Genomic DNA, 24,633 nt, shown 5'->3' on the forward strand with positions numbered 1-24,633 from the left:
ATCAATGGCCTCCCGTACGTCGGTTGCGCCGCGAAGACAAGCGGTCGATAAACAGATTGACGCCGATGGTCAGGGTGCCAATGGCCAGCGCCGGAATCACAATGGCCGGCGCGCCCTGGTTGAGGCCGCCGATGTTTTCCCGCACCAGCGAACCCAGGTCGGCATCCGGCGGTTGCACGCCCAGGCCGAGGAAGCTCATGCCGCTGAGCAGCAGGACGATGAAGCCGAAACGCAGGCCCAGGTCGGTCAGCACCGGGTTGAGCATGTTCGGCAGGATTTCCACACAAGCGATGTACAGCCGGCGTTCGCCACGGGTGCGGGCCACTTGCACGTATTCCAGGGCCTCGATGTTCACCGCCATGCTGCGGGCGATACGAAACGCCCCCGGCATGAAGCTGAGCACCGCCGTGCAAATCAGCAGGGTCACCGACGAGCCGAACGCCGAGACCATGATCAGCGCGAGCATCTTGCTCGGGATCGAAATGAAGGCGTCCATCAGGCGGCTGATCAGCTCGTCCAGCCACTTCGGCGAAACCACCGAGAGCAGCGCACAACTGGTGCCCAGCCCACTGGCGAGCACCGCCGCCACCAACGCCAGGCCCACCGTGAAGCGCGCGCCTACGAGAATGCGGCTGAGCATGTCACGGCCCAGATAATCGGTGCCCAGCGGATACGTGGCGCTGAGGTTGTCAAAGACGTTGTCGGAAACCACTTCCCCCACCGGGTGCGGCGCCAGCCATGGCCCGAAGATAGCCACCAGCAACCAGATCACACACATCGCGGCGCCGATCAGGCCGAGCCAGGGGGTTTTGCGCGACACCTTGCCCAAGGCCAGTTCGGGTGCCGCAGGCGGGGATTTCACAATGAGATTGTTCATTGGTTTCTCAGCCTCGGATTGGACAGGATCGCGCACAGGTCAGCCACCAGCACCAACGCCAGGTACGCCGTACAAAACAGCATGGTGCAGGCCTGGACCAACGCCATGTCGCGGTTGGTCACGGCATCGACCATCAAGCTGGCGATGCCGGGATAGTTGAAAATCGTCTCGACGATCACCACCCCACCCAGCAGGTAGGACAGGCTCAGGGCGATGGCATTGGCGATCGGCCCGATGGCATTGGGCAACGCATGGCGCAGCACCACCCGCACCGGGCTCACGCCTTTGAGACGGGCCATTTCCACGTAGGCGCTGTCGAGTTGATCGATCACCGCCGCCCGGGTCATGCGCGCCATTTGCGCGACGATGACGCAGCACAGGGTCATCACCGGCAAGGCATAGGTGCGCATGAATTGCAGCGGCGAAGTGATCTCGCTGGAATAGGACAGCGCCGAAAGCCAGCCCAGGTTCACCGCAAAAATCAGCACCGCCAGGGTGGCGACCAGGAACTCCGGCACCGCCACCATCGTCAGGGTGAAGAAGCTCAGGAAGCCGTCGATGCGCCCCCCTCGCCCCATCGCCGAACCGATGCCCAGGACCAACGCCACCGGCACCGACACCAACGCCGTGGCCGCCGCCAGCATCAGCGTGTTGGGGACCCGGCCGGCCATCAACTCGCTGACCGGCGTGGCGTTGGAGATCGACACGCCCATGTCACCGCTGAGCAGGCTCATCAACCAGTGCAGGTAGCGCAACACACCCGGTTGGTCCAGGCCCATCTTCACCCGTAGCGCCGCCACTTGCTCAGGCGTGGCGAACTGTCCAAGGGACTGTTGCGCCGCGTCTCCCGGCAACACCGCCGTAATGGCGAACACCACCATCGATACGATCAACAGGGTCACGACCGCAGCGCCCAGGCGCCGGCCGATCAACCAAAGTGTGTTGCTATTCATCGCCCTACCCCTTGTGCCATGTCACGCCGCCAGACAACACGCATCAAGCCTCAAGCCAGACTTGCTCGGCGAACATATAGCCCATGAAACCGCCCAGCGGGTTGGTGCCATAACCTTTGACGCGCTGGTCGACGCCGTCGATGTTGCTGATGAACACCGGGATGCCGATGCCGCTGTGGTCATGCACCAGGGTCTGCATGTCGGCGTACATCTTGCCGCGCTTGGCTTCATCGGTTTCACCGCGAGCCTGCACCAGCAACTGGTCGAACTGCGGGTTTTTCCAGCCGGATTCGTTCCACGGCGCCGTGGACTGGAAGAACTGCGAGAACAACATGTCGGCGTTAGGCCGCGGGTTGATGTTGCCGAAGCTCAGCGGGTGCTTGGCCCAGTGGTTGGACCAGTAGCCGTCGCTCGGCAACCGATTGACGTTGAGCTTGAGCCCGGCCTCCTTGGCCGATTGCTGCAGCAGCACGGCAACGTCGACCGAACCGGTGGCGGCTGGCGAGCACATCACCGGCATGCTGATGCTTTCCATGCCGGCCTTCTTCAGCAGGAAACGGGCCTTCTCCGGATCGTAGGTCCGTTGCGGCAGGTCGGCGTTGTAGAAACGGGCGCCGGGCGCGATCGGGTGGTCGTTGCCGACCCTGGCGAAACCACGGAAGATCGCCGACTTGACCTGTTCGCGGTCCAGCAACAGCTTCATCGCCTCGGTGAACTCCGGGCTCTGGCCGGGCATCTGGTCCTGGCGAATGATCAGGTCGGTGTAGTTACCCGACGGCGAATCCACCACGCGATGGGTGGTGCTGTCCTTGATGCGCGTGGTCGAGCGCGGGTTGACCTCGTTGATGATCTGCACGTCGCCCGACAGCAACGCGTTGACCCGCGATGGCTCGTCGGCGATGCCGATGAATTCGATTTCGTCCAGGTACGGCAGGCCAGGCTTCCAGTAGTTGGTGTTGCGCGCACCGATGGAACGCACCCCTGGCTTGAATTCCTTGACCTTGAACGGACCGGTGCCGATGCCCTGGTTGAAGTCGCTGGTGCCCTCCGGGACGATCAACAGGTGGGAAATGGCAAGGATCGATGGCAGCTCGGCATTCGGGCCGCTCAGGCGTATCTGCACTTCATGGGTGCCGGTGGCCTTGACCTCGGCAAACTGCTCAGCCAGCGGCAAGACCTTGGAACCGGTGATCGGGTCCTTGTGACGCATCAGGGAAAACACCACGTCGGCGGCGGTGAGGCCCTTGCCGTTGTGGAAGGTCACTTCCTTGCGCAGGGTAATCACCCAAAGCGTGGCGTCGGTGGTGTCGATGCGTTCGGCCAGTTCCAGTTGCGGCACCATGTGGTTGTCGAAACGCGTCAGGCCGTTGTAGAACATGTAATGACGCACGTAGTCCGTGGACGATGAGCCTTTGGCCGGGTCCAGGGTATCGGCGGTCGAACTGGAGATACCGGCGACCCGGATACGCCCGCCGGGCTTGCCTTTGCCGGGGGTTGCCTGCTCGTCGGCCAGCAGCTTGCCGGCGGCGCCGAACAGGCTGCCGGCACCCGCCGCGGCCACACCCGCCAGCCCGAGCATTTGCAATGCATGGCGGCGCGACATGCCGCGGTTGAGCCCTTCGAAAACACGCAGACTTTCTGTACCGGTGATCAACTGGTCTTTGATGCCGTTTTTATTGTCACTCATGTCAGTTCTACCTTTCGGAAAATGATAGGGCTCGATTACGTGCATTAACGCAACGTGGTTGAAACGCCAAACAACGCGGTGAAGCTCAGTGCAGGTAGTCCTGCAAGCGGTAATACGCGCCGACCAGCGGCAAAAACCAAGGCTTGCCGAAGTGCCCGGGGATGGCCGGCCAGTCCAGTTCGCGCCAAGGGTTGGCCTCGACCTTGCCGGCCATGACCTCGGCCATCACCTGCCCCATGTGCACCGACATCTGTACACCGTGGCCGCTGTAGCCCATGGAGTGATAAACCCCGCCATGCTGGCCGGCCCGGGGCAGTCGGTCGGAGGTCATGTCCACCAGGCCGCCCCAGCAATAGTCGATCCGGGTGTTCGCCAATTGCGGGAACATCTGCACCATCGCCGCTTGCAGCACCTTGCCGCTCTTGGCGTCGGACACGCTGTCGGACATGGCAAACCGCGCACGACCGCCAAACAGCAAACGGTTGTCCGGGGTCAGGCGAAAGTAGTTACCGATCATGCGGCTGGTGACATAGGAGCGCCGGGCCGGCAGCAAGCTGTCGATCAGCGCCTGGGGCAGGACTTCGGTAGCGACGACGAAACTGCCCACCGGCACGATCCGCCGCCGATACCAGCCCAGGCCGCCCTGCTGACAGGTACCGGTCGCCAGCAGGATCTGCGAGGCTTGCAGCGCCCCTTTGCTGGTATTGACTCGATAGCCACCAGCACTGGCCTTCCAGTCTTGCACCGCCACGCCCTGGAAGATCAACGCACCGTGACGGGCAGCCGCTTCGGCCAGGCCGACGCCGAAACGCCCGACATGCATCTGCACGCCATTGCGCTGCAACAGGCCGCCGTGAAACTGCGCCGAATTGACTTCCGCCCGCGTCTCCTGGGCCGAGAGCAACTCGACCTCGGCATCGACTTCCTTGCGGATCAATTCACAGGTGCGCGCCAACCCTTCGTAGTGCATCGGCTTGGCCGCCAGCTTGAGCTTGCCGTTGCGCTTGAGGTCGCAAGCAATCTGCTCTTGCTCCACCAGCGTCACGACGCTCTGCACGGCGCTTTCATAGGCTTGGTAATACGCCCGAGCCTTGTCGGCGCCGAGGCTGGCGGTGAGTGCCGCGTAATCCTGGGCCACGCCGGTACTGCAATGCCCGCCGTTGCGCCCTGACGCCTCGCCAATCACCCTGCCCGCTTCCAGGACCGCCACGCTGGCCCCCTTCAAGGCCAGGGCCCGCGCCGCCGCCAGGCCGGTGAAGCCGCCACCGACGATGGCGACGTCGACCTGCCCGGGCAATCCGCCGAGCTGAGCACCGGTGAACGCCGGTGCGGTGTCGAGCCAATAGGACTCACTGCCCATGTCTAACCCCTTTCGCCTTCAAACGTGCGTCGAGACTCAGAGCCCGACCAGCGCGGGCAACCCGCCGATGTCCGGGATCTGGTGGTAGCCAAAGGCAGCATTGGCCGGATGTTCATGACCGCGGGCGACGAAGGCTTTGTGCTTGATCTTCATGTCATGGGCCGACATCAGGTCGTAGCGGAAGCTCGACGACACATGCAGGACGTCTTCCGGGCCGCAGCCAAGGTTATCGAGCATGAATTCGAACGCGGCCAGGCGCGGTTTGTAGGCCTGGGCCTGCTGGGCCGTGAAGACTTTATGGAACGGTGCGCCGAGTTTGTCGACGTTGGACATGATCTGCTCGTCCATCGCGTTGGAAAAAATCACCAGGGGGATCTTGTCGGCGATTTTCGACAGGCCCGCCGGTACATCGGCGTGGGGGCCCCAGGTTGGCACGGCGTCGTAATAGAGCTGGCCTTCGCCGCGATATTCGACGCCCCAACGCTTGCAGACCCGCATCAGGGAGGTCTTGATGATTTCATCATAGGGCCGCCAGTCCCCCATCACCTGATCCAGGCGATAAGCGGAGAAATCCTTGACGAACTGGTCCATCTGCCCGGCATCGACACGGTCGGCGAACAGCTCGCGGGTCATGGTGCCCATCTGGAAATTGGTCAACGTGCCGTAGCAGTCGAAGGTGATGTACTTGGGTCGAAGAAAGCTCATGAGTGCGGTCCTGGATTGTTGTTGAAGGCTCGACGAGGCGAACGATGGCGCCTTTCGTGAGGCATCGGTGCAACGCTGCATCACGTTTTCATTACAACACCATGAGACCGTGGATAAATCGTTAAAAATACCGGCCGCTTGGTACAAACCACCGTTTTGCAGGGCTCGCTCAGCAGACTTTGCGGGATGCTCCAGGCGTGGGCGTTGCGCCCGTGTTTCTGTGGGTTTGGGAGCCGTTATGGTGCGCCAAACGGCTCTGCAGGGCCTGGTCCGCGGCAGAATCTACGCTAGGTGCAGCAGCTTCAGCATCCCTGGTGAATGGGCTGCCGTCATCGCGAGCAAGCTCGCTCCCACAGGGGGATGGTGGTGGACACAGGATCAAAGGAACGCCGCCGATCCATTGTGGGAGCGAGCTTGCTCGCGATGGCGGTGGGTCTGCTTGCAGGTGTGGTGAATGGGCTGGCGTCTTCGCGAGCAAGCTCGCTCCCACAGGGGGTTGATGGTGGGCACAGGATCAAAGGAACGCCGCCGATCTATTGTGGGAGCGAGCTTGCTCGCGATAGCGGTGGGCCTGCTTGCAGGTGTGGTGAATGGACCGCCGTCATCGCGAGCAAGCTCGCTCCCACAGGGGGGTGGTGGTGGGCATAGGTTCAAGAAACGCCGCCGATCCACTGGCTTCGTGCCCTAAACGGGGCGCCGCCATTTTTTTCGCGAAGTTAACCCTGCAGATACAGCAGATTCTTCTTTGCCAGGCTTGAGAACGGCATATCCCATCCGGGCCGCTTTGTTAGTTTATCGAGAAGAAAAACGGCCTCAGGATCTGTCGCCGGCAGTGCTATCACCGCTCTATGGGAGCCCGTTGGATGACCACCCCCTTTTCGAACACCCCACCTACGTCCCAGCAGTTCTATATCAATGGTGACTGGCAGTCTCCGGCTTACCCGGCCACGCTGCCGGTGATCAATCCCGCTACCGAGCAAGTCATTGCCGAGGTCGCCCGAGGGTCCGGCGAAGACGTTGACCGCGCCGTCGCGGCGGCTCGCGCAGCATTTCCCAACTGGTCCGCCACGTCGGTACAAGCGCGCGTGGCGATCCTGGGAAAGATCCATGCGCTGATCCTTGAACGCAAAGAAGAACTGGCCCAGGTGCTTTCGCTGGAAATGGGCGCGGCCATCGGCTTCGCACGGGCCATGCAAGTGCCGCTGGCTGCCGAGCACGTTCGGGTGGCCCGCGATGTGCTGTCCACCTATAACTTTCAGAAGATCGAGCATGGCACGGCCATCCAACGCGAACCCATCGGTGTCTGCGGTCTCATCACGCCGTGGAACTGGCCGCTGTATCAAATCACCGCCAAAGTCGCCCCGGCGATTGCCGCCGGTTGCACGGTGGTGTTGAAACCCAGCGAACTGTCGCCCCTGAGCGCCCTTCTCTTCGCCCAATTGGTGCATGACGCAGGCCTGCCTGCCGGCGTCTTCAACCTGGTGAACGGCAGCGGTGCCGAGGTCGGCGCGGCCATGGCGGCGCATCCCGACATCGACCTGATCTCCATCACCGGCTCGAACCGCGCCGGCGCATTGGTGGCCCAGGCCGCCGCCCCGACGGTCAAGCGCGTGACCCAAGAATTGGGCGGCAAGTCCCCGAACGTGCTGTTGCCCGACGCCGACTTCGCCAAGGCCGTGCCGCCGGGCGTGATGTCGGCATTTCGCAACGTCGGCCAATCGTGCAGCGCACCGACCCGAATGATCGTGCCAAGGAACCGCCTGGCGGAAGTCGAGGCGTTGGCCGCCGCCACCGCCAACGCGATCATCGTGGGCAATCCGCAATTGGAAGAAACCGTACTCGGTCCCATCGCCAACGAGGCCCAGTTCAATCGCGTGCAAGCCATGATCGAAGTGGGCATGAATGAAGGTGCCAAGCTTGTCTGCGGTGGCCCTGGGCGCCCGGAGGGTTTTGAACAAGGCTTCTACACCCGCCCCACGGTTTTCTCGCAGGTCGACAGTGCCATGCGCATCGCCCAGGAAGAAATTTTCGGCCCGGTGCTGTGCATCATTGCCTATGACACGGTGGATGAAGCCATCGCCATTGCCAACGACACCGTCTATGGGCTGGGCGCGCATGTCCAGGGCCAGGACCTTGATCTTGCCCGCGCCGTTGCATCGCGTATCCGCTCAGGGCAAGTGCTGTTGAACTACCCGGCGTGGAACCCGATGGCACCCTTCGGTGGCTACAAGCGCTCAGGCAATGGCCGTGAGTATGGGGTTCACGGGTTTGAGGAGTATCTGGAGATCAAGGCGATTGTGGGGTTTGAGTGACCGCCCTACTCTTCGGCCCGCCCCGTCCCCTCGCGATCATGTGCGTAGTGCCGGGTGAACGCAAACGCCGGCAGCCAGGCCTCACGGCGCACGGTCCAGCTTTCGTAGGTGGGCATCAGCTGATCGGGGGCGTCCAGCGTCCCCAGGTGCACTTCTATTTCGTCACCCGAGCGGGCGAACAGCGACGAGCCGCAGCGGGGACAGAAAAAGCGTCCGGCGTAATCCCGTGTTTCACCTTCGATCGTCACGGCATCCTGTGGAAACACAGCGGCAGCGTAGAAGAGCGCGCCGTGATGCTTGCGACAGTCGAGGCAGTGACAGAGGCCAACGCGATACGGACGGCCCGAGGCTTGGATACGAACGTTGCCGCACAGGCAACCGCCAGTGAATCGGTCCATGGTGGGTCTCCTCTACAAACGGGGCAGTCGGGTTTCACGATACCTGTCGACTCATGATAGGCGCATGTTGCGCCATCAGCTCCACAACCCAATCGATGAACACCCGCAGCTTGGCGCTGATGTGCCGGTTCGGGGGATAGGCCAGATACAGCGGCATCGGCTCGAGGTGCCAGTCTTCGAACAGCGGCACCAACCCGCCCTGCGCCTCATGCAGCCTGGACATGTACTTGGGCAGCCAAAGCACGCCCAACCCCGCCAGACCCGCCGCGAGGTAGGCGTTGCCGTCGTCGATGGCCAGCGCGTAGCGCCCTTTGACGTGAAGCAGCTCACCGTCACGGCGCATGGCGTAAGGCAAGGATTTGCCGGTGCGTGCCCATAGGAAACCCACGGTGCGGTGGTGCGAATCTTCCAGTTCTCGTGGATGCGCCGGCAGGCCAAACCGAGCCAGGTAACTCGGCGCGGCGAAGACGCCGAGGGCCAGGTCGCCGACGCGCCGGGCGACCAGCGACTGATCCCTCAACTCCCCGCCGCGCACCACGCAATCGACGTTTTCATCGAGCATGTCGACGATGCGATCGCTGACGCCCATGTCGATCTGGATGTCCGGGTATCGCGCGTAGAACGTCGGCAAGGCCGGTATCAGGATCATCGCGGCCAGTGGACTCGGCACGTCCACCCGCAGGCGCCCGCGAGGTAATGCCTGGGCGCCGGACACGCTGGTCTCGGCATCGTCCATGTCGGCCAGCAGCCGGATCACCCGCTCGTAATAAACCGCACCGTCGGCGGTGACGTTGACCTTGCGCGTGGTGCGGTTGAGCAACTTGACCCGCAACCGTGCTTCGAGCTGCTGCACCAGTTGGGTCACAGTGGTCTTGCTCATGTGCAGGGTTTCAGCCGCCTTGGTGAAGCTGCCCGCCTCCACGACTCGAACGAACGCTTGCATCGCATCAAAACGATCCATTTTTGCCTCGGGTGTCGATCCGATTGTTTGGATTCTACAAACAGTGATCGCCAAGGTTGCTCGTTTATCGTCCGGACACAAGCCCCTAGAGTGGGTTCATCGTTTAAAACCCACTCTTTAATGGAGGTATTCATGACACAGCGTGATGTGGTTTTCCCGCCCGGACGCCAGGCACTCTATGAGCGCAATCGCTATTCGCCGGCGATTCGCTCCAATGGTTTTTTGTTCGTTTCGGGACAAGTTGGTAGCACTGATGAAGGTTCGCCAGAGCCGGACCTGGAGGCTCAGGTTCGGCTGGCGTTCAACAACTTGAAGGCGATTCTTGCCGCCGCCGATTGCAGTTTTGACGATGTGGTGGATGTCACGGTCTTCATGGTCGATCCCGAATCGACCTTCGAGCGGGTCTGGAGCGTTGTGCCCGAGTTCTGGGGGAGCGCGCCGCATCCAACGCTGACGGCGGTGGGCGTGACGTGGCTGTATGGGTTTCAGTTCGAGATCAAGGTGATTGCCCGGTTGCCTGAGAGCGCCAGGTAGGGAGCTGACCTGCGGTGGGTCAGTTGGCGGGGATGTTGGCTGTGCTACCGCCTTCGCGAGCAGGCTCGCTCCCACATTTGATTTATGGTGGCTTCAAATTCTCTGACCTGCACAGCCCCTGTGGGAGCGAGCCTGCTCGCGAAGGCGGTAGCACATTCAACATTGATGCAAGCTGACCCACCGCTTTCGCGAGCAAGCCCGCTCCCACAGGGGGATGATGGTGGTGATTCGCCGGCTAGCCTTTCACCGCCGCTTCAATCGCCGCAATGTCGATCTTGGTCATGGTCATCATGGCCTCGAAGGCCCGCTTGGCGACGGCTTTATCAGAACTGCCGACCGCTTCAAGCAACACCCGCGGGCTGATCTGCCACGACAGCCCCCACTTGTCCTTGCACCAGCCACAGGCGCTCGCCTGGCCGCCGTTGTCGATGATCGCGTTCCACAAGCGGTCCGTTTCGGCCTGGTCTTCTGTGGCGATCTGGAATGAAAAAGCCTCGCTGTGCTTGAACGCCGGCCCGCCGTTGAGGCCAATGCAAGGGATGCCGATCACCGTGAAATCCACCGTGATCACATCGCCCTCCTTGCCCGACGGATAATCGCTCGGGGCCTGATAGACGGCGTTCACCGCGCTGTCGGGAAACGTCTTGGCGTAGAACTGCGCAGCGTCCTCGGCATCGCCGTCGTACCAGAGGCAGATCCTGTTTTTATTGTTCATTGCGCTTCTCCAAAAAGGACTGGACGATAAAGTCTAGCAGTCCCCCCGAAAGTTGCAGTTGGCCGAGCCTCAGGTAAACAGATCGACGCCCAACTGAAACGCGACCCACAACGCCAGGCCGGTGGCAAACACCAGCGCAATATTCTCGAACAGGTTGTTGCGGTATTCCTTGCCCAGCAGGGACTTCTGGTTGGACATGATCAGCAGGCCCAGTGAAATCACCGGCAAGCCGATGATGTTCAGCGCGTTGACGCCGATGGTCAGCGTGACGAAGTCCGACATGCCGGGGAGCGACCAGATCAGTGGCGTCACGAGGATGAACAGCATGAACCATTTGTGCATCGGGTCACTGTGGAACTCTTTGCCGTAACGCTCCCGGCGCTCGGGCCGTACGTGCTGGAAGGCGTCGGTGATGAGCATCGGGAACGCCGTGGTCTTGCCGCAGATGCTGGCGAACAGCGTGGCGAACACACCGATAAAAAACACGTACCAACCGATCGAACCGAAGAACATTTCCAGGGCCTTGCCCAAATCGCCCAGGGTGTTGACCTCGATGCCGTTGGGTCGCAGGATTTCCGCACCGACGATCCAGATGGCCAGGTTGATGATGATCCCGACAAACACCGCAAACAGCAGGTCGTTACGCTGGATACGCTTGTGTTCTGGCCCCACCCAACCCTTCTGGCGCATGACATACGGATGAACGAAGTTGGCGATGGAACCGGCCACCGCACCGATCACCGAGACGGCCACCAGCAACGCGCCGTGCACCCCTTCATCGGGTGGGATGCTGAAGCCGATGGTGCCTCTGACGATGCCGGCGACCAAATTCCGCTGTACTCCAGGAGCAAATTGCCACTAATCCCTCACCTGCTCGCCGTTATCGACCATCCAGCGCACCATCCTCGCCAACGGCACCCGATGCTGCTGGAGGGCGCACCAACTGATGTGTTCATGGCGATACAACTCGACGTAACGACTGAGCAGCACATGGCGACCATCCTCGGCCAACCGCAGTTCAACCTCTCGGCAATGCAGCACATTCGGATCGAGCGTGCGCACTCGCCGATGCAGGACCAACACCTCGCTACTCATCAGCAGCGGCTCCGTCCTGGCATTGCGGGTCTTCCTGCACCACTGCCCCCAACTTCCCCTGCGCGACGAAATCGGCACGCCGCTGCGCCGTTGCATCGCGAAGTGCCGCGTAGTAATCCGCTTGGGCCTGCAACTGGTCGGTCAGCGGCAATGCCTCGGCGCGACCATCGACAACGCCGCCGACGGTGTTGATCGTGCCGAGGGTGTCGACGGTGCTGCTGTTGTCGCCGAACGGGTCGACGGCAAAACTCAGCACTTTGCCCGTCGCGTCCCGCAGGTTGGCGGTGCCCAGCAGCGGCAGTTCCACGGTGGGTCCGGGGGCGAGGTTCCAGACGCCGAAGGTCTGGCCGAAATCGGCCTTGTGGCGCTCGATGCCCAGCTTGCCCGACACGTCGATCAGCCCGGCGACGCCCGCCGTGGTGTTGATGACGAACCGCCCCAGTGTGTTGACCGAGCGCTGGGCATTGCCTTGCAGCAAGTCGTTGATGAACACCTTGGGCTCACCGAAGTTCGCCACGAAGTTGTGGACGCCGGCCTGGAACATCTCCGGCAGCTTGCGATAACCACGGGCAACCGGGGCCAGCGCATAGTCATCCACGGTCCGGTTGAACGCGAAGATGCCACGGTTGATCGGTTCTGCGGGATCGTGAACGGTATAGCTCGCGCGTTCACAGGAGCCTGGTTTTGCAGCTGGCGTGCTGGAGCAACCGCTGGCGAGTGCCGCCAGTACAACCACGACGGTGGATCGAACAAACAACGGGGCGGGCTGGGTGATCGGCATACAGGGTGATCTCGGCGAGGAATGGGGTGCTGCCTAGGCCGGTTAAAAAGCCAAACACCGCCCCCCCTGTGGCGAGGGAGCTTGCTCCCGCTGGGTCGCGAAGCGGCCCCAAAAAATCGGTGAGCGCTTCGCACTCAAGCGGGAGCAAGCTCCCTCGCCACAGGTTTTGTGCAGGGCTGACAATTTTTTAACTGACCGACATCGAGGCGATCCTGCCGCTGTTTTTTTGCCTGGAGATTTCCAGAATATTGCCCGCAGGCAACTTTATTGCCGGATTGAAATATATGACGCAGGCCCTGGATTGACCCTAGTATCGCCTCCTGTATTCATTACCCTGCGTGCCCACCGTGAGCCATTTATTACTGGTGGACGATGACCTTGAAGTCCTCGCCCTCTTGCGCAAGTTCCTCGAACAACATGGCTACAGCGTGGACGTGGCCGCCGACGGCAACGCCTTGTGGCAGGCGGTGGAACGGCGGGTGCCGGAGCTCATCATCCTCGACGTCATGCTGCCGGGCGACAACGGCCTGGTGCTCTGCCAACGACTGCGGGCCGAGCACACCGTCGGCATCATCATGCTCACCGCCATGGGCGAATTGAGTGACCGCGTCGTCGGCCTGGAGCTGGGGGCGGACGATTACCTGACCAAGCCGTTCGACGCCCGCGAGCTGTTGGCCCGGGTGCGTGCCGTGCTGCGGCGCACTGGCGAAGCCCGAGGTACATTGAGCGACTCATCGCGACCGATCCTGGAGTTCGAAAACTGGCAGCTGGACGTCACCCGGCGCGAACTGCGCTCACCAGACAAGGTCATGATCCCGCTGTCCACCGGGGAGTTCGAACTGCTGCTGGTGTTTGCCGAACACCCGCGCCGGGTGCTGACCCGCCAGCAGTTGCTGGACCTGGCGCGCGGCGAAACCTTCGAAGCGTTCGACCGCAGCATCGATGTCCAGGTCAGCCGCCTGCGGCGCAAGTTGGAGACCGACATCACCGGCACGTCGATGATCCGCACCGTGCGCAACAGCGGCTACCTCTTCAGCCCCCACGTGGTGAAGCGATGAAATACACTCGACGGCCATGGGATACGCTGGCGCGATGGATCGCCCTGACCACCCTGGTTGCCATGCTCACGTTGTTGGCCCTGAACGCGCTGTTCAGCCAACTGGCTGATGCCTGGGCCCGCCCGCCCCTGATGGAAACCGGCCTGATTGAAAAGGTCGCCGCCATCACACGCATCATCGACTCGGCAGCGCCCGAACAGCGGCCCACCATTGCCAGGACGGCCAGTGACCAGACCTTCAACACGCAATGGCTCCAACGCCATGAAGATGCCAAGCTGCCAGCGATCGACGACCCCGAATACAGCGATGGCGCACTGCGGTTGCGCCAACAGTTGGGCCGGCCCGATGCGAGGATCGAGGGCTATGAGCCAAGCGATTGGGCCGGCCAGCCCGGCGCACGCTACGCCGCGATGATCGAATTGACCGACCACTCGTGGGTCGAGTTTTCCCTGCCTGCGCGCAGTTGGGGACTGGAGGAGTGGGAACGTAGCCTGATCATGCTGGCGCTGATCCTGGTGTCGACGATTATCGTCGCACTGATCGCCACCCGGCACCTGGCTGCACCGCTGGAACGTTTTGCCGAAGGCGCCCGGCGCTTTGGCGTCGACCACCAGGCACCACCGATTCCAGTCATCGGCCCCCACGAAATCCGCCAGGCGATCCTCGCTTTCAATGCCATGCAGGCCCAACTCAAGCACTTTCTACAGGACCGCACGCAGATGCTCGCTGCCATCTCCCATGACTTGCGCGCGCCGTTGACCCGCATGCGCCTGCGCGGGGAGTTCATCGAGGATGCCGAGCAGCAATCGCGCTTGTTCAGGGACGTGGACGAAATGCAGGCGATGATCAACTCAGCCCTGGAATTCTTCCGCGACGATGCCCGCCTGGAACATGCCACCGCGTTCGACCTGGCCGAGCTGCTGCACACCATCGTCGATGACCTCAAGGACGCCGGCACCGACATCGGATTTGATGACGCCCAGCGCTTGGTTTATGTCGGCCGCCCCATCGGCATCAAACGCGCCTTGGTCAACCTGATCGACAACGCAATCAAATATGCCGGCGCGCCAACCGTTCGCCTCGAAGCCAACGCCAATCGTGTGGACATTCGCATTCTGGATCGCGGCCCAGGCATCGCCGCGCAACACCTGGAGCAGGTCTTCACGCCGTTCTTTCGCATCGAAGGCTCGCGCAACAAGCACACCGGTGGCGTCGGGCTGGGCCTGTCGGCGGCACGGGCGACGGTGCTGGAGCATGGCGGCACGCTGACCCTGAGGAATCGACGCGGCGGCGGGTTGGAGGCCAGGGTCTCGCTGCCGCTTGACTGAAGTGCCCGATGTATCGATCCACGCTAAACAATCTGTGTCTTCCTCGGTAGGATGTCCGGCCTTTGCGGCCTGGCCCCTGTTCCAGGAAGGTGCTCTTGTTTGTATCGCCCGACTCAATGCCATCGTTCGCGCTCACGACAGACAGGAATCGACGGAGCCAAACCAAGGAACTCACCGATGATTCTTATCATTTACGCGCACCCCTACCCCGACAAATCACGGGTCAACCAGCAGATGCTCAAGCGAGTGTCGACCAACCCGGAGGTGGTCGTACGTTCGCTCTATGAGCTTTACCCCAACTTCGACATCGACGTCGAGGCGGAACAGCGAGCGGTGGAACAAGCAGAGCTTGTCGTCCTCCAGCACCCGATGTACTGGTACAGCGCACCGCCCCTGCTGAAACTGTGGATCGACAAGGTGTTCACCCACGGCTGGGCCTATGGCAAAGGCGCCACCGCCCTCAAGGACAAGGGCCTGTTGTGGGCCGTCAGCACCGGCGGCGATCACGCGCATTTTGCGATCGGCGACTATCCCGATTTTTCGGCGCTGGCCCAACCGCTTCACGCCACGGCCATTTACTGCGGCATGCGCTGGCTGGAGCCGGTGGTCGTGCATGGCGCCTATGCCGCCGACCCTGACGCCCAACACGCGCAAATCGAACACTACGGCGCTCGCCTGGCCGCCTGGAAGGAAGATTGAGATGGAGACGCACAGCCTGATTGAAATGCTCATCTACCTGGCCTCGGCGACGCTGATCGTGCCGATTGCCGTTCGGTTTGGCCTGGGCCCAGTGCTGGGTTATCTGCTGGCCGGGTGCGTCATCGGCCCGTGGGGGCTGAAACTGATTACCGATGTGAAGGCCATCCTGGAGTTTGCTGAAATCGGCGTGGTGCTGATGCTGTTCATCATCGGCCTTGAGCTCGACCCCAAACGGCTCTGGGCCCTGCGCAAAATGGTGTTTGGTGGCGGTGCCCTGCAGATGCTCGCCTGTGGCGCTGCCATTGGCTTGTTCTGCACGGCCCTTGGCCTGAACTGGACGGCAGCGCTGCTGGTCGGCCTGACCCTGAGCCTGTCCTCCACGGCCATCGCCATGCAGGCCATGAGCGAACGCAACCTGACCGCCACCGCCGTCGGCCGCAGCAGCTTCGCCGTACTGCTGTTCCAGGACATCGCGGCGATTCCGCTGGTGGCGATGATTCCGTTGTTGTCGGCCCACGGCGCCACGCCTTCGGGCACGGCGCTGTTGCTATCGATTGGCAAAATCGTCGCCGCCATCGCCATCGTCGTGCTGTTGGGACGCTACGTGACGCGACCACTGCTGCGCTTCGCCGCACGCTCAGGCTTGCGCGAGATTTTCAGTGCCGTGGCGCTGTTCCTGGTGTTCGGCTTCGGCTTTCTGTTGGAAGAAGCCGGGTTGTCGATGGCCATGGGCGCGTTTCTCGCCGGGGTCCTGCTGGCCAGCTCCGAATACCGCCATGCGCTGGAAAGCGACATTGAACCGTTCAAAGGCCTGCTGTTGGGTCTGTTTTTCATCGGCGTGGGCATGTCGATCGATTTCGGCACCCTGATCGACGCACCGCTGAAAGTCATCACCCTGACCTTGGGTTTCATCCTGATCAAGCTGCTGGTGATCAAATTGGCGGGCCGGTTACTCAACGTCCCCGCCGGCCAGCGCTCCTGGCAGGCGGTGTTGCTGGGCCAGGGCAGCGAATTCGCCTTCGTGGTGTTCGGCGCGGCGACCGTGGCCGGCATCTTGACCGATCAATGGGGCAAGAGCCTGACCCTGGCGGTGGCCCTGTCCATGTGCCTGACGCCCTTGCTGATCGTGTTGCTGGATCGGTTCGAGTCCGTCGCCAAGAAAAACAAACGCGAATCCGACCTCGTCGACCAGCAGAACCCACGGGTGATCATCGCCGGGTTCGGCCGTTTCGGGCAGATCGCCGGGCGCCTGCTGATGTCCTGCGGCGTCGAGGTGGTGGTCTTGGATCACGACCCGGACAACATCGAGACCCTGCGCAAATTCGGCGTGAAAGTCTTTTATGGCGATGCCACGCGCCTGGATCTGCTGCACGCAGCCGGCGCGGCCCAAGCAGTGGTGCTGATCAACGCGATCGACAATCGGGAAGACAACCTGGCGCTGACCCAACTGGCCCAGGAGCACTTCCCTGCGTTGCAGTTGATCGTGCGGGCGCGGGACATGGCGCACCTCATCACCCTTCGGCAGATGGGTGTCGAGGCGGCTGAGCGGGAAACCTTCGAGAGTGCGCTGTCATTGGGTCGCAGTGCGCTGGAGCACATGGGCGTCGGGGCTTACGAAGCGCGCGAGCGGGCAGACCAGTTCCGCCGGCTGAACCTCAAGATGCTGGAAGAAATCGTCGCCCAGCCGGAAGATGACCTCAAGTTCCGCCACGATGCCTACCGGCGTGCCAATGCGCTGCTCACGGACATGTTCAACGAAGACCGTGCCCGCCCTGTCGACAACTGGCAGGAACACCATCGCAACGAAACGGATAAAAGCGATGCCTAGGCGCTGATACTGTTCATCCGAGGTACGTGGGGGCTTGCTGCTGCTGGGTTCTGTAGGAGCTGCCGAAGGCTGCGATTTTTCGCTTTGGACTCAAGTGACTGGGGAAAGATCGCAGCCTCGCTTCGCTCGACAGCTCCTACATGCGAACAGCATTGCGGCTAGACCGCTGCCTTTTAGTCTCCCCCAACTAACCCGTCCAGCTCGGCCAGCATCGGCGCAGGGATCTTCAGCTCACTCGCCGTGAGATTTTCCCGCAGGTGCGCCAACGACGACGTACCGGGAATCAGCAGGATATTCGGCGCTCGCTGCAGCAACCACGCCAGGGCCACGCACAGTGGTGACGCCTCCAGGCGCGCCGCCACGCTGGAAAGGGTCTGCGATTGCAGCGGTGAAAAGCCGCCCAAGGGGAAGAACGGCACGTAGGCGATGCCCTGCCGGCCCAAGTCAGCGATGAGGTGTTCGTCGTCGCGATGGGTCAGGTTGTAGTGGTTCTGCACGCAGACCACCTGGGCAATGCCCTGGGCCTGCTTGACCTGCGCGGCCGTGACGTTGCTCAAGCCCAGGTGACGGATCAGGCCCTGGCGCTGCAACTCGGCCAGTGTCGTGAACGATTCTTCGATGGAGTCTTCGGTGGGCGAATGCAAGTCGCCCCACACCCTAAGGTTGACCACGTCCAATACCTCCACGCCCAGGTTGCGCAGATTGTCGTGGACCGCACGGGTCAACTCGGCGGGACTGTGGGCCGGATTCCAGGACGCATCGGCACCGCGCACGGCGCCGACCTTGGTGACAATGACCAAGTCCTGGGCGTAAGGGTGCAGCGCTTCGCAGATCAGTTGGTTGGTGACATGGGGGCCGTAGAAATCGGCGGTGTCGATGTGGTTGACCCCGCTCGCCACTGCTTCGCGCAGCACGGCGATGGCGGCCGCCGGGTCTTTGGGCGGCCCGAAGACCTGGGGTCCCGCCAACTGCATCGCGCCATAGCCCATGCGATTGACCGTGCGCTCGCCCAGTAAGAAGCTGCCTGCCTTGCCTGCAATGTTCATCTCGTCGCCCTCGGATCAAATGTGAGTGGGCCGACTATAGGCGTTGACCATTCCCTTGATAATCAGGTGCAATCAGCACGGGTTGTACGGCGGAGAGAACAATGGCGACGGATATTCAAGACTTGCTGGCCTTCGTGGCCGTGGTCAATGCGGGGGGCTTTCGTGAGGGCGCGCGGCTGAGCGGCAAGTCCGCGTCGAGCCTCAGCGACGCCGTACGCCGGATGGAAAGCCGACTTGGCGTGCGCCTGCTCAACCGCACCACCCGCAGCGTGGTTCCGACCGAGGCCGGTGCCCGGTTGATGGAACGCATCGTCCCGGCCCTGGGCGAGGTCGAGGCGGCGATGGACGTGGTCAACGACTTTCGCGACCGGCCTTCGGGCACCCTCAGGCTGAACGTGCCGGTCAGCGCGGCCCGGCTGGTGTTGCCTTCGATCATCACGCCGTTCTTGAAAAGCTATCCCGACATTCGCCTGGAAGTGGTCACCGAGGAGAGCTTCGTCGACATGCTGGCGGCCGGGTGTGACGCCGGCATTCGCTACGACGAGCGCCTGGAGCAGGACATGATCGCCATCCCTATCGGCCCACGGTTCCAGCGCTTCGCGACCGCCGCATCGCCTGCGTACCTCGACGCCAGGGGCCGGCCCGAACATCCACGGGACCTGCTTGGGCATGCCTGCCTGACGGGCAAGTTTCCCAGCGGCGCCCTGCCCCTGTGGGAATATGAACGTGACGGCGAAACGATGAGCGTCGACCCGAGCGGCCCGTTGATCGTGCGTATTGGCGGCGCGATGGACCTGGCGGTACAGGCTGCGGTGGATGGGCTGGGCATTGTCCATCTGTTCGAGGACTGGTTGCGGCCCTACCTGGACAGCGGCGCCCTCGAGCCGGTGCTCGAACCCTGGTGGCAGCGCTTTACCGGGCCGTTCCTCTACTACCCCGGCCGCCGCTACCTGCCCTCGCCGCTGAGGGCTTTTGTGGATTTCATCCATGCACAACAGCGTGGGAGCGAGCCTGCTCGCGAAGGCGTCGGCACAGCCAATCTTCCCGCAAGCTGATACACCGCTATCGCGAGCAAGCTCGCTTCCACAGGGGATCGGCTGCGTAGCTAAAAATCCTGACCCTCCACAAATCCATTGTGGGAGCGAGCTTGCTCGCGATGGCGTCAGCACAGCCAACCTCCCCGCAAGCTGATACACCGCTATCGCGAGCAGGCTCGCTCCCACAGGGGTTCGGCTGTGTACCCGAAAATCCCGACCCTCCACAAATCCATTGTGAGAGCGAGCTTGCTCGCGATGGCGTCAGCACAGCCAACCTCCCCGCAAGCTGATACACCGCTATCGCGAGCAAGCTCGCTCCCACAGGGGTTCGGCTGTGTACCCGAAAATCCCGACCCTCCACAAATCCATTGTGGGAGCGAGCTTGCTCGCGATGGCGTCAGCACAGCCAACCTCCCCGCAAGCTGATACACCGCTATCGCGAGCAGGCTCGCTCCCACAGGGGATCGGCTGCGTAGCTAAAAATCCCGACCCTCCACAAATCCATTGTGGGAGCGAGCCTGCTCACGATGGCGCGTCAGCACAGCCAACCTCCCCGCAAGCTGATACACCGCTATCGCGAGCAGGCTCGCTCCCACAGGGGTTCGGCTGTGTACCCGAAAATCCCGACCCTCCACAAATCCATTGTGGGAGCGAGCTTGCTCGCGATGGCGTCAGCACAGCCAACCTCCCCGCAAGCTGATACACAGCTATCGCGAGCAGGCTCGCTCCCACAGGGGTCCGCTGCGTAGCTGAAATCCTGACCTGCCACAAGTCCATGTGGGAGCGAGCCTGCTCGCGAAGGCGGTCATGCATTCACCCCGTTGCCCGCTCGTCTCCCCGCCGCAAGGATTTTCGAACCAAGCCATTCGCCACGGCTCGGACCTACATGACACCGCTGAAAACCTCGCTGACGCGCTTCGACGTCACGGCTTGAACAGCGGGTAGATCAAGGCTTCTTTGCGTTTCACTGCCGGGAGTTTTCGTTATGTGTGACGGTCTGGTTCAACACGTTTCTTCAAAAGACTCCCTGGCGTATTTCGCCCAGCGAGACCCGCCCGGTAGCCGTTTCGGTACAAGCGCGCCCCCCCTGGACCTGTACGTGACAACGCCGCCCAAGGCTCAGGACGGGCACAGCCTGATCAAGCCAAACATGCAGGTCAGCGCCATTCGTCGTCGCGGTGGGCACTTGGAGTGCATCAAGGTTCGCTGGGGTTGGTCGCCGATCTGGTCGGTCGGAACGATGCCGCCGCTAACGCACCTGCCCTTGCATCTGGTGATGCGCTCCAAAGTCTTCGACCCCATCAAGCATGAAGGCCGCGTATTGGTCGCCGTGGAGGGTTGGTATGAGTCGCAAGCCCCCACCTCACCCTCCCAGGCGCAACGACTCACCTACACCACTTCGCGGCAATCGGCGCCGATCTTCCTGGCCGCCTTGGCCCAGGCCAGCGAGACCCCGTTTGGCTGTGACGGCCTGGCCCTGGTGACGTATGGCGACATCGCTAACCAGCAGCAGCGGGTCCTGGCCTTCAGTGCCGAAGAGGCGCTCGACTGGCTGGAGCCCGCGCTGGGATGGGAACAGGCACAACAACTGGCCGCACGCCTGAACGGCGCGCAACCGCCCCTTGAACCGGCGATGACAACCCAACGTCCGGCCCAAGGCGGCCTTTGATTCTGGGAGATCAGTTATGTACGTGATCATGGGCGCCACGGGCCACGTTGGCTCGGCCACGGCCCGCGCCTTGCTGGCCCCCGGGCATGCCGTGATTATCATGACCCGCAACGCCACCCACGCCACGCAATGGCGCGCCAGTGACGCGCAAATCGTCGAAGCGGATGCTGAAAACGTCGAATCGTTGCGCGCCGCGTTTCGGCTCGGGCGCAGGGCGTTCATTCTCAATCCGCCGGCCGCTCCCAGTACCGACACCGATGCGGTGGAACGGCGCACCGTTGCCAACATCCTGGCCGCCCTCGACGGCTCGGGCCTTGAGAAGATCGTCGTGCAATCCACCGCCGGCGCCCAGCCCGGCGAGCGTATCGGCGATCTCAGCGTCTTGTGGGAATTGGAAGAAGGGCTGCGCAACCAGTCGATCCCCGCGGCGATCAATCGCGGGGCTTATTACATGAGCAACTGGGACAGCCTGCTCGATACCGTGCGCGAGACCGGCAAGCTGCCGACGCTGTTTCCCGCCGACCTGGCCTTTCCCATGGTGGCGCCCCGGGACTTGGGCGAAGTGGCGGCCGCGCGATTGCTATCGTCGGTTGATGACATTGGCGTGCGCAACGTACAGGGGCCGCGCCTGTACTCGCCCAACGATGTGGCGCAGGCGTTTGCCCAGGCGCTCGGCCGGCCGGTCGAGGTCCAAGTGATCCCCAGGGACCAATGGGAAAGCAGCTTCCAGAGCCTCGGCTTCAGTCCCGCTGCGGCGCAGTCCTATGCGCGCATGAGCGCGGTCAGCCTCGACAGCGGCTTCGACGTGGGCGACGACGCCCTGCACGGCACCATGACGCTGGAGGCCCACATCCAGGCGCTGGTGCAGAACAACGGGCTGGGAACGCACGGATAAAGGAATGCAGGAACGACGCAGCAATGGGCGCTAAACTGCGGCGGTCCTTTTTCTTTTCCAGCATGAGGCTTTGCATGAGCAACCCAGATATCACGTTTATTCCAGATCCGGATGAGGACTCCATTTCCTCCGACGTCGCCGGTTTCGGCGGCCTGCTGGTTTCCACGCAAATCCCCACCCACGCCGACGGCAGCCTGGAACTGGGCGACATCACCCGGCAGAGCGAATGCACGCTGCAAGCCCTCAAGACCGCCCTGGAAGGCGCCGGCAGCTCCTTGGACCGGGTCCTGCACCTGACCATCTACCTGACCGACATGTCAGATCGCGCCGCGTTCAACGAAGTCTACAAACGCTTCTTCGCCAAACCCTGGCCGGTTCGCGCCGCAGTGGGCGTGGCCGCGTTGGCGGTTGAAGGAATGAAGGTGGAAGTGACGGCGATGGCGGCGAAGGGTTGAACAGGCCCACTGCACTTTTGTAGCGCTGCACTGCTTTTTGTGGCGAGGGAGCTTGCTCCCGCTGGACTGCGCCTGTAGGAGCTGTGTAGGAGCTGTGTAGGAGCTGTCGAGTGCAACGAGGCTGCGATCTTGTCCCAGACAATTGAGTCTCAAGCGAAAGATCAAGATCAAGATCAAGATCAAGATCAAGACCAAGATCAAGATCAAAAGATCGCAGCCTTCGGCAGCTCCTACAGAACCCAGCGGGAGCAAGCTCCCTCGCCACAGGGGTTTGCCTGCCAATCGCCTGGCAATCGCCTGGCAAATCCCCGCCTATACTTCTCTGCCAATCCCCCCGGGGCCTGCACTTCCAACAATAAAAAGCAGAGGTGGAACATGGTCTGGCAACAAGTCTACGATCCCTTCGGTAATCCGGTGCTGTCGACGCTCCTGGCGGCGGTTCCGGTGGTGGTGATGCTGGCGTCCCTGGCGTTCTTCCATGTCAAGGCGCACCTGGCGGCGTTGATGGCCTTGGCCTCGGCCTTGCTGATCGCGATCTTCGCCTTCGGCATGCCCGCCGGCATGGCCGGTTCGGCGGCACTGTATGGCGCGGCCAACGGCCTGCTGCCCATTGGCTGGATCGTCCTCAACATCATTTTCCTGCACCGGCTGACCACCGAGAACGGTTCGTTCAAGGTCTTGCAGGATTCCCTCGCCCGCATCACCGATGACCGGCGCCTGCAATTGCTGCTGATCGCCTTTTGCTTCGGTGCGTTCTTCGAGGGGGCGGCGGGTTTCGGCACGCCGGTGGCGGTGACCGGGGCAATCCTGATCGGGCTGGGCTTCTCCCCCTTGGCCGCCTCGGGCCTGGCACTGATCGCCAACACCGCGCCCGTGGCGTTCGGCGCCTTGGGTACGCCGATCATCACCCTGGCCAAGGTTACCGGGCTGGATGAAATGGAGTTGTCGATGATGGTCGGTCGGCAGTTGCCGTTTTTTTCGGTGATCGTGCCGTTCTGGTTGATCTGGGCGTTTGCCGGGTGGCGCAAGATGCTGGAAATCTGGCCGGCGATAATGGTGGCCGGCGTCAGCTTCGCCATCCCACAGTTCCTGGTATCGAACTACCACGGGCCGATGCTGGTGGATGTGATTGCCGCGCTGATTTCCATGGCCTGCCTCACCGGTTTTCTCAAGGTCTGGAAACCGGCCACGGTGCACACGTCCGCAGCGTTGTCGGGACGGGTCGACGATTCAAAAATCGACGCCAGCGAAGATGAAAAACCGCAGGCCAGCGGCACCTTTTCCAGTGATGCGCGACCGGCTGTGCTGCGGGCCTGGATGCCGTGGATCATCCTTACAGTCTTCGTATTCGCCTGGGGCACCCAGAGTTTCAAGAACCTGTTCGATACCCGCCCGGCGCTGGACCCGCAGACCCAATCGGCCAAGCTCGACCCACAAGGCAAGCCGATGCGTGAGGCCAACCCGATCTTCTCGCCCCTGGTGACCTTCGGCACCATCCACCAGCAGATCGAAAAAGTCCCGCCCGTGGTGCCCCAGCCTAAAACCGAGGAAGCGGTCTACAAGTTCAACTGGTTCACCGCCACCGGCAGCGGCATCTTCCTGGCGGCGATTCTCGGTGGCTTGCTGATGGGCTACTCCATCCCGCAACTGCTGCACCACTACCTGCGAACGCTCTGGGTGGTGCGCTACTCGCTGATTACCATCGTGGCGATGCTGGCCCTGGGGTTTCTCACACGCTACTCAGGCCTGGACGCGACCATGGGCCTGGCCTTCGCCGCCACGGGCATTTTCTACCCCATGTTCGGCACCCTGCTGGGCTGGCTCGGCGTGGCGCTGACCGGTTCGGACACGGCGTCCAACGTGTTGTTCGGTGGTTTGCAACGGGTGACAGCGGAACAGTTGGGGATCAGCCCGGTGCTGATGGCCGCGGCCAACAGTTCCGGCGGGGTTATGGGCAAGATGGTCGACGCACAGTCGATCGTAGTCGCCTCAACCGCCACCCGTTGGTACGGTCATGAGGGCGAAATCCTGCGCTACGTGTTTTTCCACTCGGTGGTGCTGGCGATTCTGGTGGGCGGGCTGGTGACGTTGCAGGCGTATGTGGCGCCGTTCAGTCAGATGGTCGTCGGCGGACATTGATAGCTAGGGATGTGAGGATGTGCTTTTGTTGGGAGTGGGCTTGTTCCCTCTCGCTTGCGGGGCGCTCACAAAGAAAGTAGGGAGCTGCGCGCCCCAGAGGG

General features: G+C 62.3%; 22 protein-coding genes and 1 pseudogene. 11 read left to right on the forward strand and 12 right to left on the reverse strand.

The window, feature by feature from the left end; translation table 11 throughout:
- Position 1 precedes the first annotated feature (1 nt).
- The 5 genes from LQ215_RS11660 to LQ215_RS11680 all read right to left on the reverse strand — a co-directional run bounded on the left by LQ215_RS11660 (position 2) and on the right by LQ215_RS11680 (position 5,582).
- Positions 2 to 877 carry an ABC transporter permease gene (locus LQ215_RS11660; protein WP_230149892.1) on the reverse strand — a complete coding sequence of 292 codons (876 nt, stop codon included), beginning with the start codon at positions 875 to 877 and terminating at the stop codon, positions 2 to 4.
- Positions 874 to 1,830, reverse strand: a complete 957-nt coding sequence (locus LQ215_RS11665; protein ID WP_230149894.1) for an ABC transporter permease — start codon at positions 1,828 to 1,830, stop codon at positions 874 to 876. Before LQ215_RS11665 ends, LQ215_RS11660 begins: the two co-directional genes overlap by 4 nt.
- Positions 1,831 to 1,873: 43 nt before the next feature.
- Positions 1,874 to 3,517 (reverse strand): ABC transporter substrate-binding protein, encoded by a 1,644-nt coding sequence (locus tag LQ215_RS11670; protein WP_230149896.1) that lies wholly within the window; start codon positions 3,515 to 3,517, stop codon positions 1,874 to 1,876.
- Between the two features lie 85 nt (positions 3,518 to 3,602).
- On the reverse strand, positions 3,603 to 4,877 hold the full coding sequence (locus LQ215_RS11675; RefSeq protein ID WP_230149899.1) for an NAD(P)/FAD-dependent oxidoreductase: 1,275 nt from the start codon (positions 4,875 to 4,877) through the stop codon (positions 3,603 to 3,605).
- 36 nt (positions 4,878 to 4,913) lie between these two features.
- On the reverse strand, positions 4,914 to 5,582 hold the full coding sequence (locus LQ215_RS11680; RefSeq protein ID WP_003203206.1) for a haloacid dehalogenase type II: 669 nt from the start codon (positions 5,580 to 5,582) through the stop codon (positions 4,914 to 4,916).
- Between the two features lie 863 nt (positions 5,583 to 6,445).
- Between LQ215_RS11680 and LQ215_RS11685 the strand changes: the two genes are divergently transcribed.
- Positions 6,446 to 7,894, forward strand: coding sequence for an aldehyde dehydrogenase family protein (locus LQ215_RS11685; protein ID WP_230149901.1), 1,449 nt, complete (start codon positions 6,446 to 6,448; stop codon positions 7,892 to 7,894).
- Between the two features lie 5 nt (positions 7,895 to 7,899).
- On the opposite strand, the gene LQ215_RS11690 is transcribed toward LQ215_RS11685, so the two are convergent.
- Together LQ215_RS11690 and LQ215_RS11695 are read right to left on the reverse strand one after the other, a co-directional pair.
- Positions 7,900 to 8,292, reverse strand: a complete 393-nt coding sequence (locus LQ215_RS11690; RefSeq protein ID WP_230149903.1) for a GFA family protein — start codon at positions 8,290 to 8,292, stop codon at positions 7,900 to 7,902.
- 34 nt (positions 8,293 to 8,326) lie between these two features.
- Positions 8,327 to 9,253 carry a LysR family transcriptional regulator gene (locus LQ215_RS11695; RefSeq protein ID WP_230149905.1) on the reverse strand — a complete coding sequence of 309 codons (927 nt, stop codon included), beginning with the start codon at positions 9,251 to 9,253 and terminating at the stop codon, positions 8,327 to 8,329.
- 132 nt (positions 9,254 to 9,385) lie between these two features.
- Here LQ215_RS11695 and LQ215_RS11700 point away from each other — a divergent pair, with 132 nt between their 5' ends.
- Positions 9,386 to 9,787 (forward strand): RidA family protein, encoded by a 402-nt coding sequence (locus LQ215_RS11700; RefSeq protein WP_230149907.1) that lies wholly within the window; start codon positions 9,386 to 9,388, stop codon positions 9,785 to 9,787.
- A gap of 235 nt (positions 9,788 to 10,022) precedes the next feature.
- Here the strand turns inward: LQ215_RS11700 and LQ215_RS11705 are convergent, their stop codons facing one another.
- The 4 genes and pseudogenes from LQ215_RS11705 to LQ215_RS11720 form a co-directional block, all read right to left on the reverse strand.
- Positions 10,023 to 10,502 (reverse strand): VOC family protein, encoded by a 480-nt coding sequence (locus tag LQ215_RS11705; protein WP_230149909.1) that lies wholly within the window; start codon positions 10,500 to 10,502, stop codon positions 10,023 to 10,025.
- A 69-nt stretch (positions 10,503 to 10,571) separates the two neighbouring features.
- A pseudogene (locus LQ215_RS11710) lies at positions 10,572 to 11,327 on the reverse strand (NRAMP family divalent metal transporter); the annotation flags it as partial.
- 33 nt (positions 11,328 to 11,360) lie between these two features.
- Positions 11,361 to 11,597 (reverse strand): hypothetical protein, encoded by a 237-nt coding sequence (locus LQ215_RS11715; RefSeq protein ID WP_230149911.1) that lies wholly within the window; start codon positions 11,595 to 11,597, stop codon positions 11,361 to 11,363.
- Entirely contained in the window at positions 11,590 to 12,378 is a 789-nt protein-coding gene (locus LQ215_RS11720; protein ID WP_230149913.1) for an MlaA family lipoprotein, read from the reverse strand. Before LQ215_RS11720 ends, LQ215_RS11715 begins: the two co-directional genes overlap by 8 nt.
- A gap of 347 nt (positions 12,379 to 12,725) precedes the next feature.
- Here LQ215_RS11720 and LQ215_RS11725 point away from each other — a divergent pair, with 347 nt between their 5' ends.
- From LQ215_RS11725 to kefC, 4 genes are all read left to right on the forward strand, one after another.
- Positions 12,726 to 13,436: a response regulator gene (locus LQ215_RS11725; protein WP_230149914.1), complete on the forward strand. Its 711-nt coding sequence runs from the start codon at positions 12,726 to 12,728 to the stop codon at positions 13,434 to 13,436.
- Complete coding sequence (locus LQ215_RS11730; protein WP_230149916.1) at positions 13,433 to 14,764, forward strand: sensor histidine kinase; 1,332 nt, start codon at positions 13,433 to 13,435, stop codon at positions 14,762 to 14,764. Before LQ215_RS11725 ends, LQ215_RS11730 begins: the two co-directional genes overlap by 4 nt.
- A gap of 177 nt (positions 14,765 to 14,941) precedes the next feature.
- Complete coding sequence (gene kefF, locus LQ215_RS11735; protein WP_230149917.1) at positions 14,942 to 15,463, forward strand: glutathione-regulated potassium-efflux system oxidoreductase KefF; 522 nt, start codon at positions 14,942 to 14,944, stop codon at positions 15,461 to 15,463.
- A 1-nt stretch (position 15,464) separates the two neighbouring features.
- Entirely contained in the window at positions 15,465 to 17,291 is a 1,827-nt protein-coding gene (gene kefC, locus LQ215_RS11740) for a glutathione-regulated potassium-efflux system protein KefC (RefSeq protein ID WP_230149919.1), read from the forward strand.
- A 173-nt stretch (positions 17,292 to 17,464) separates the two neighbouring features.
- Here kefC and LQ215_RS11745 read toward each other — a convergent pair whose 3' ends face one another.
- On the reverse strand, positions 17,465 to 18,337 hold the full coding sequence (locus tag LQ215_RS11745; RefSeq protein WP_230149920.1) for an aldo/keto reductase family oxidoreductase: 873 nt from the start codon (positions 18,335 to 18,337) through the stop codon (positions 17,465 to 17,467).
- A 101-nt stretch (positions 18,338 to 18,438) separates the two neighbouring features.
- Here LQ215_RS11745 and LQ215_RS11750 point away from each other — a divergent pair, with 101 nt between their 5' ends.
- The 5 genes from LQ215_RS11750 to LQ215_RS11770 all read left to right on the forward strand — a co-directional run bounded on the left by LQ215_RS11750 (position 18,439) and on the right by LQ215_RS11770 (position 24,532).
- Entirely contained in the window at positions 18,439 to 19,392 is a 954-nt protein-coding gene (locus tag LQ215_RS11750; protein WP_230149923.1) for a LysR family transcriptional regulator, read from the forward strand.
- Positions 19,393 to 20,359: 967 nt separating this feature from the next.
- A complete protein-coding gene (locus tag LQ215_RS11755) occupies positions 20,360 to 21,043 on the forward strand; it encodes an SOS response-associated peptidase family protein (protein ID WP_230149925.1) in 684 nt (227 codons plus the stop codon).
- A 16-nt stretch (positions 21,044 to 21,059) separates the two neighbouring features.
- Entirely contained in the window at positions 21,060 to 21,938 is an 879-nt protein-coding gene (locus tag LQ215_RS11760; protein ID WP_230149927.1) for an NmrA family NAD(P)-binding protein, read from the forward strand.
- Between the two features lie 74 nt (positions 21,939 to 22,012).
- Entirely contained in the window at positions 22,013 to 22,393 is a 381-nt protein-coding gene (locus LQ215_RS11765) for a RidA family protein (RefSeq protein WP_230149929.1), read from the forward strand.
- A gap of 375 nt (positions 22,394 to 22,768) precedes the next feature.
- The gene (locus LQ215_RS11770) at positions 22,769 to 24,532 is read left to right on the forward strand and encodes an L-lactate permease (RefSeq protein WP_230149931.1); all 1,764 of its coding nucleotides are present in this window, start codon (positions 22,769 to 22,771) and stop codon (positions 24,530 to 24,532) included.
- The last annotated feature ends 101 nt before the right edge of the window (positions 24,533 to 24,633 follow it).

The sequence above is a fragment of the Pseudomonas brassicacearum genome, assembly GCF_918698105.1.
Classification (GTDB): domain Bacteria; phylum Pseudomonadota; class Gammaproteobacteria; order Pseudomonadales; family Pseudomonadaceae; genus Aquipseudomonas; species Aquipseudomonas brassicacearum_F.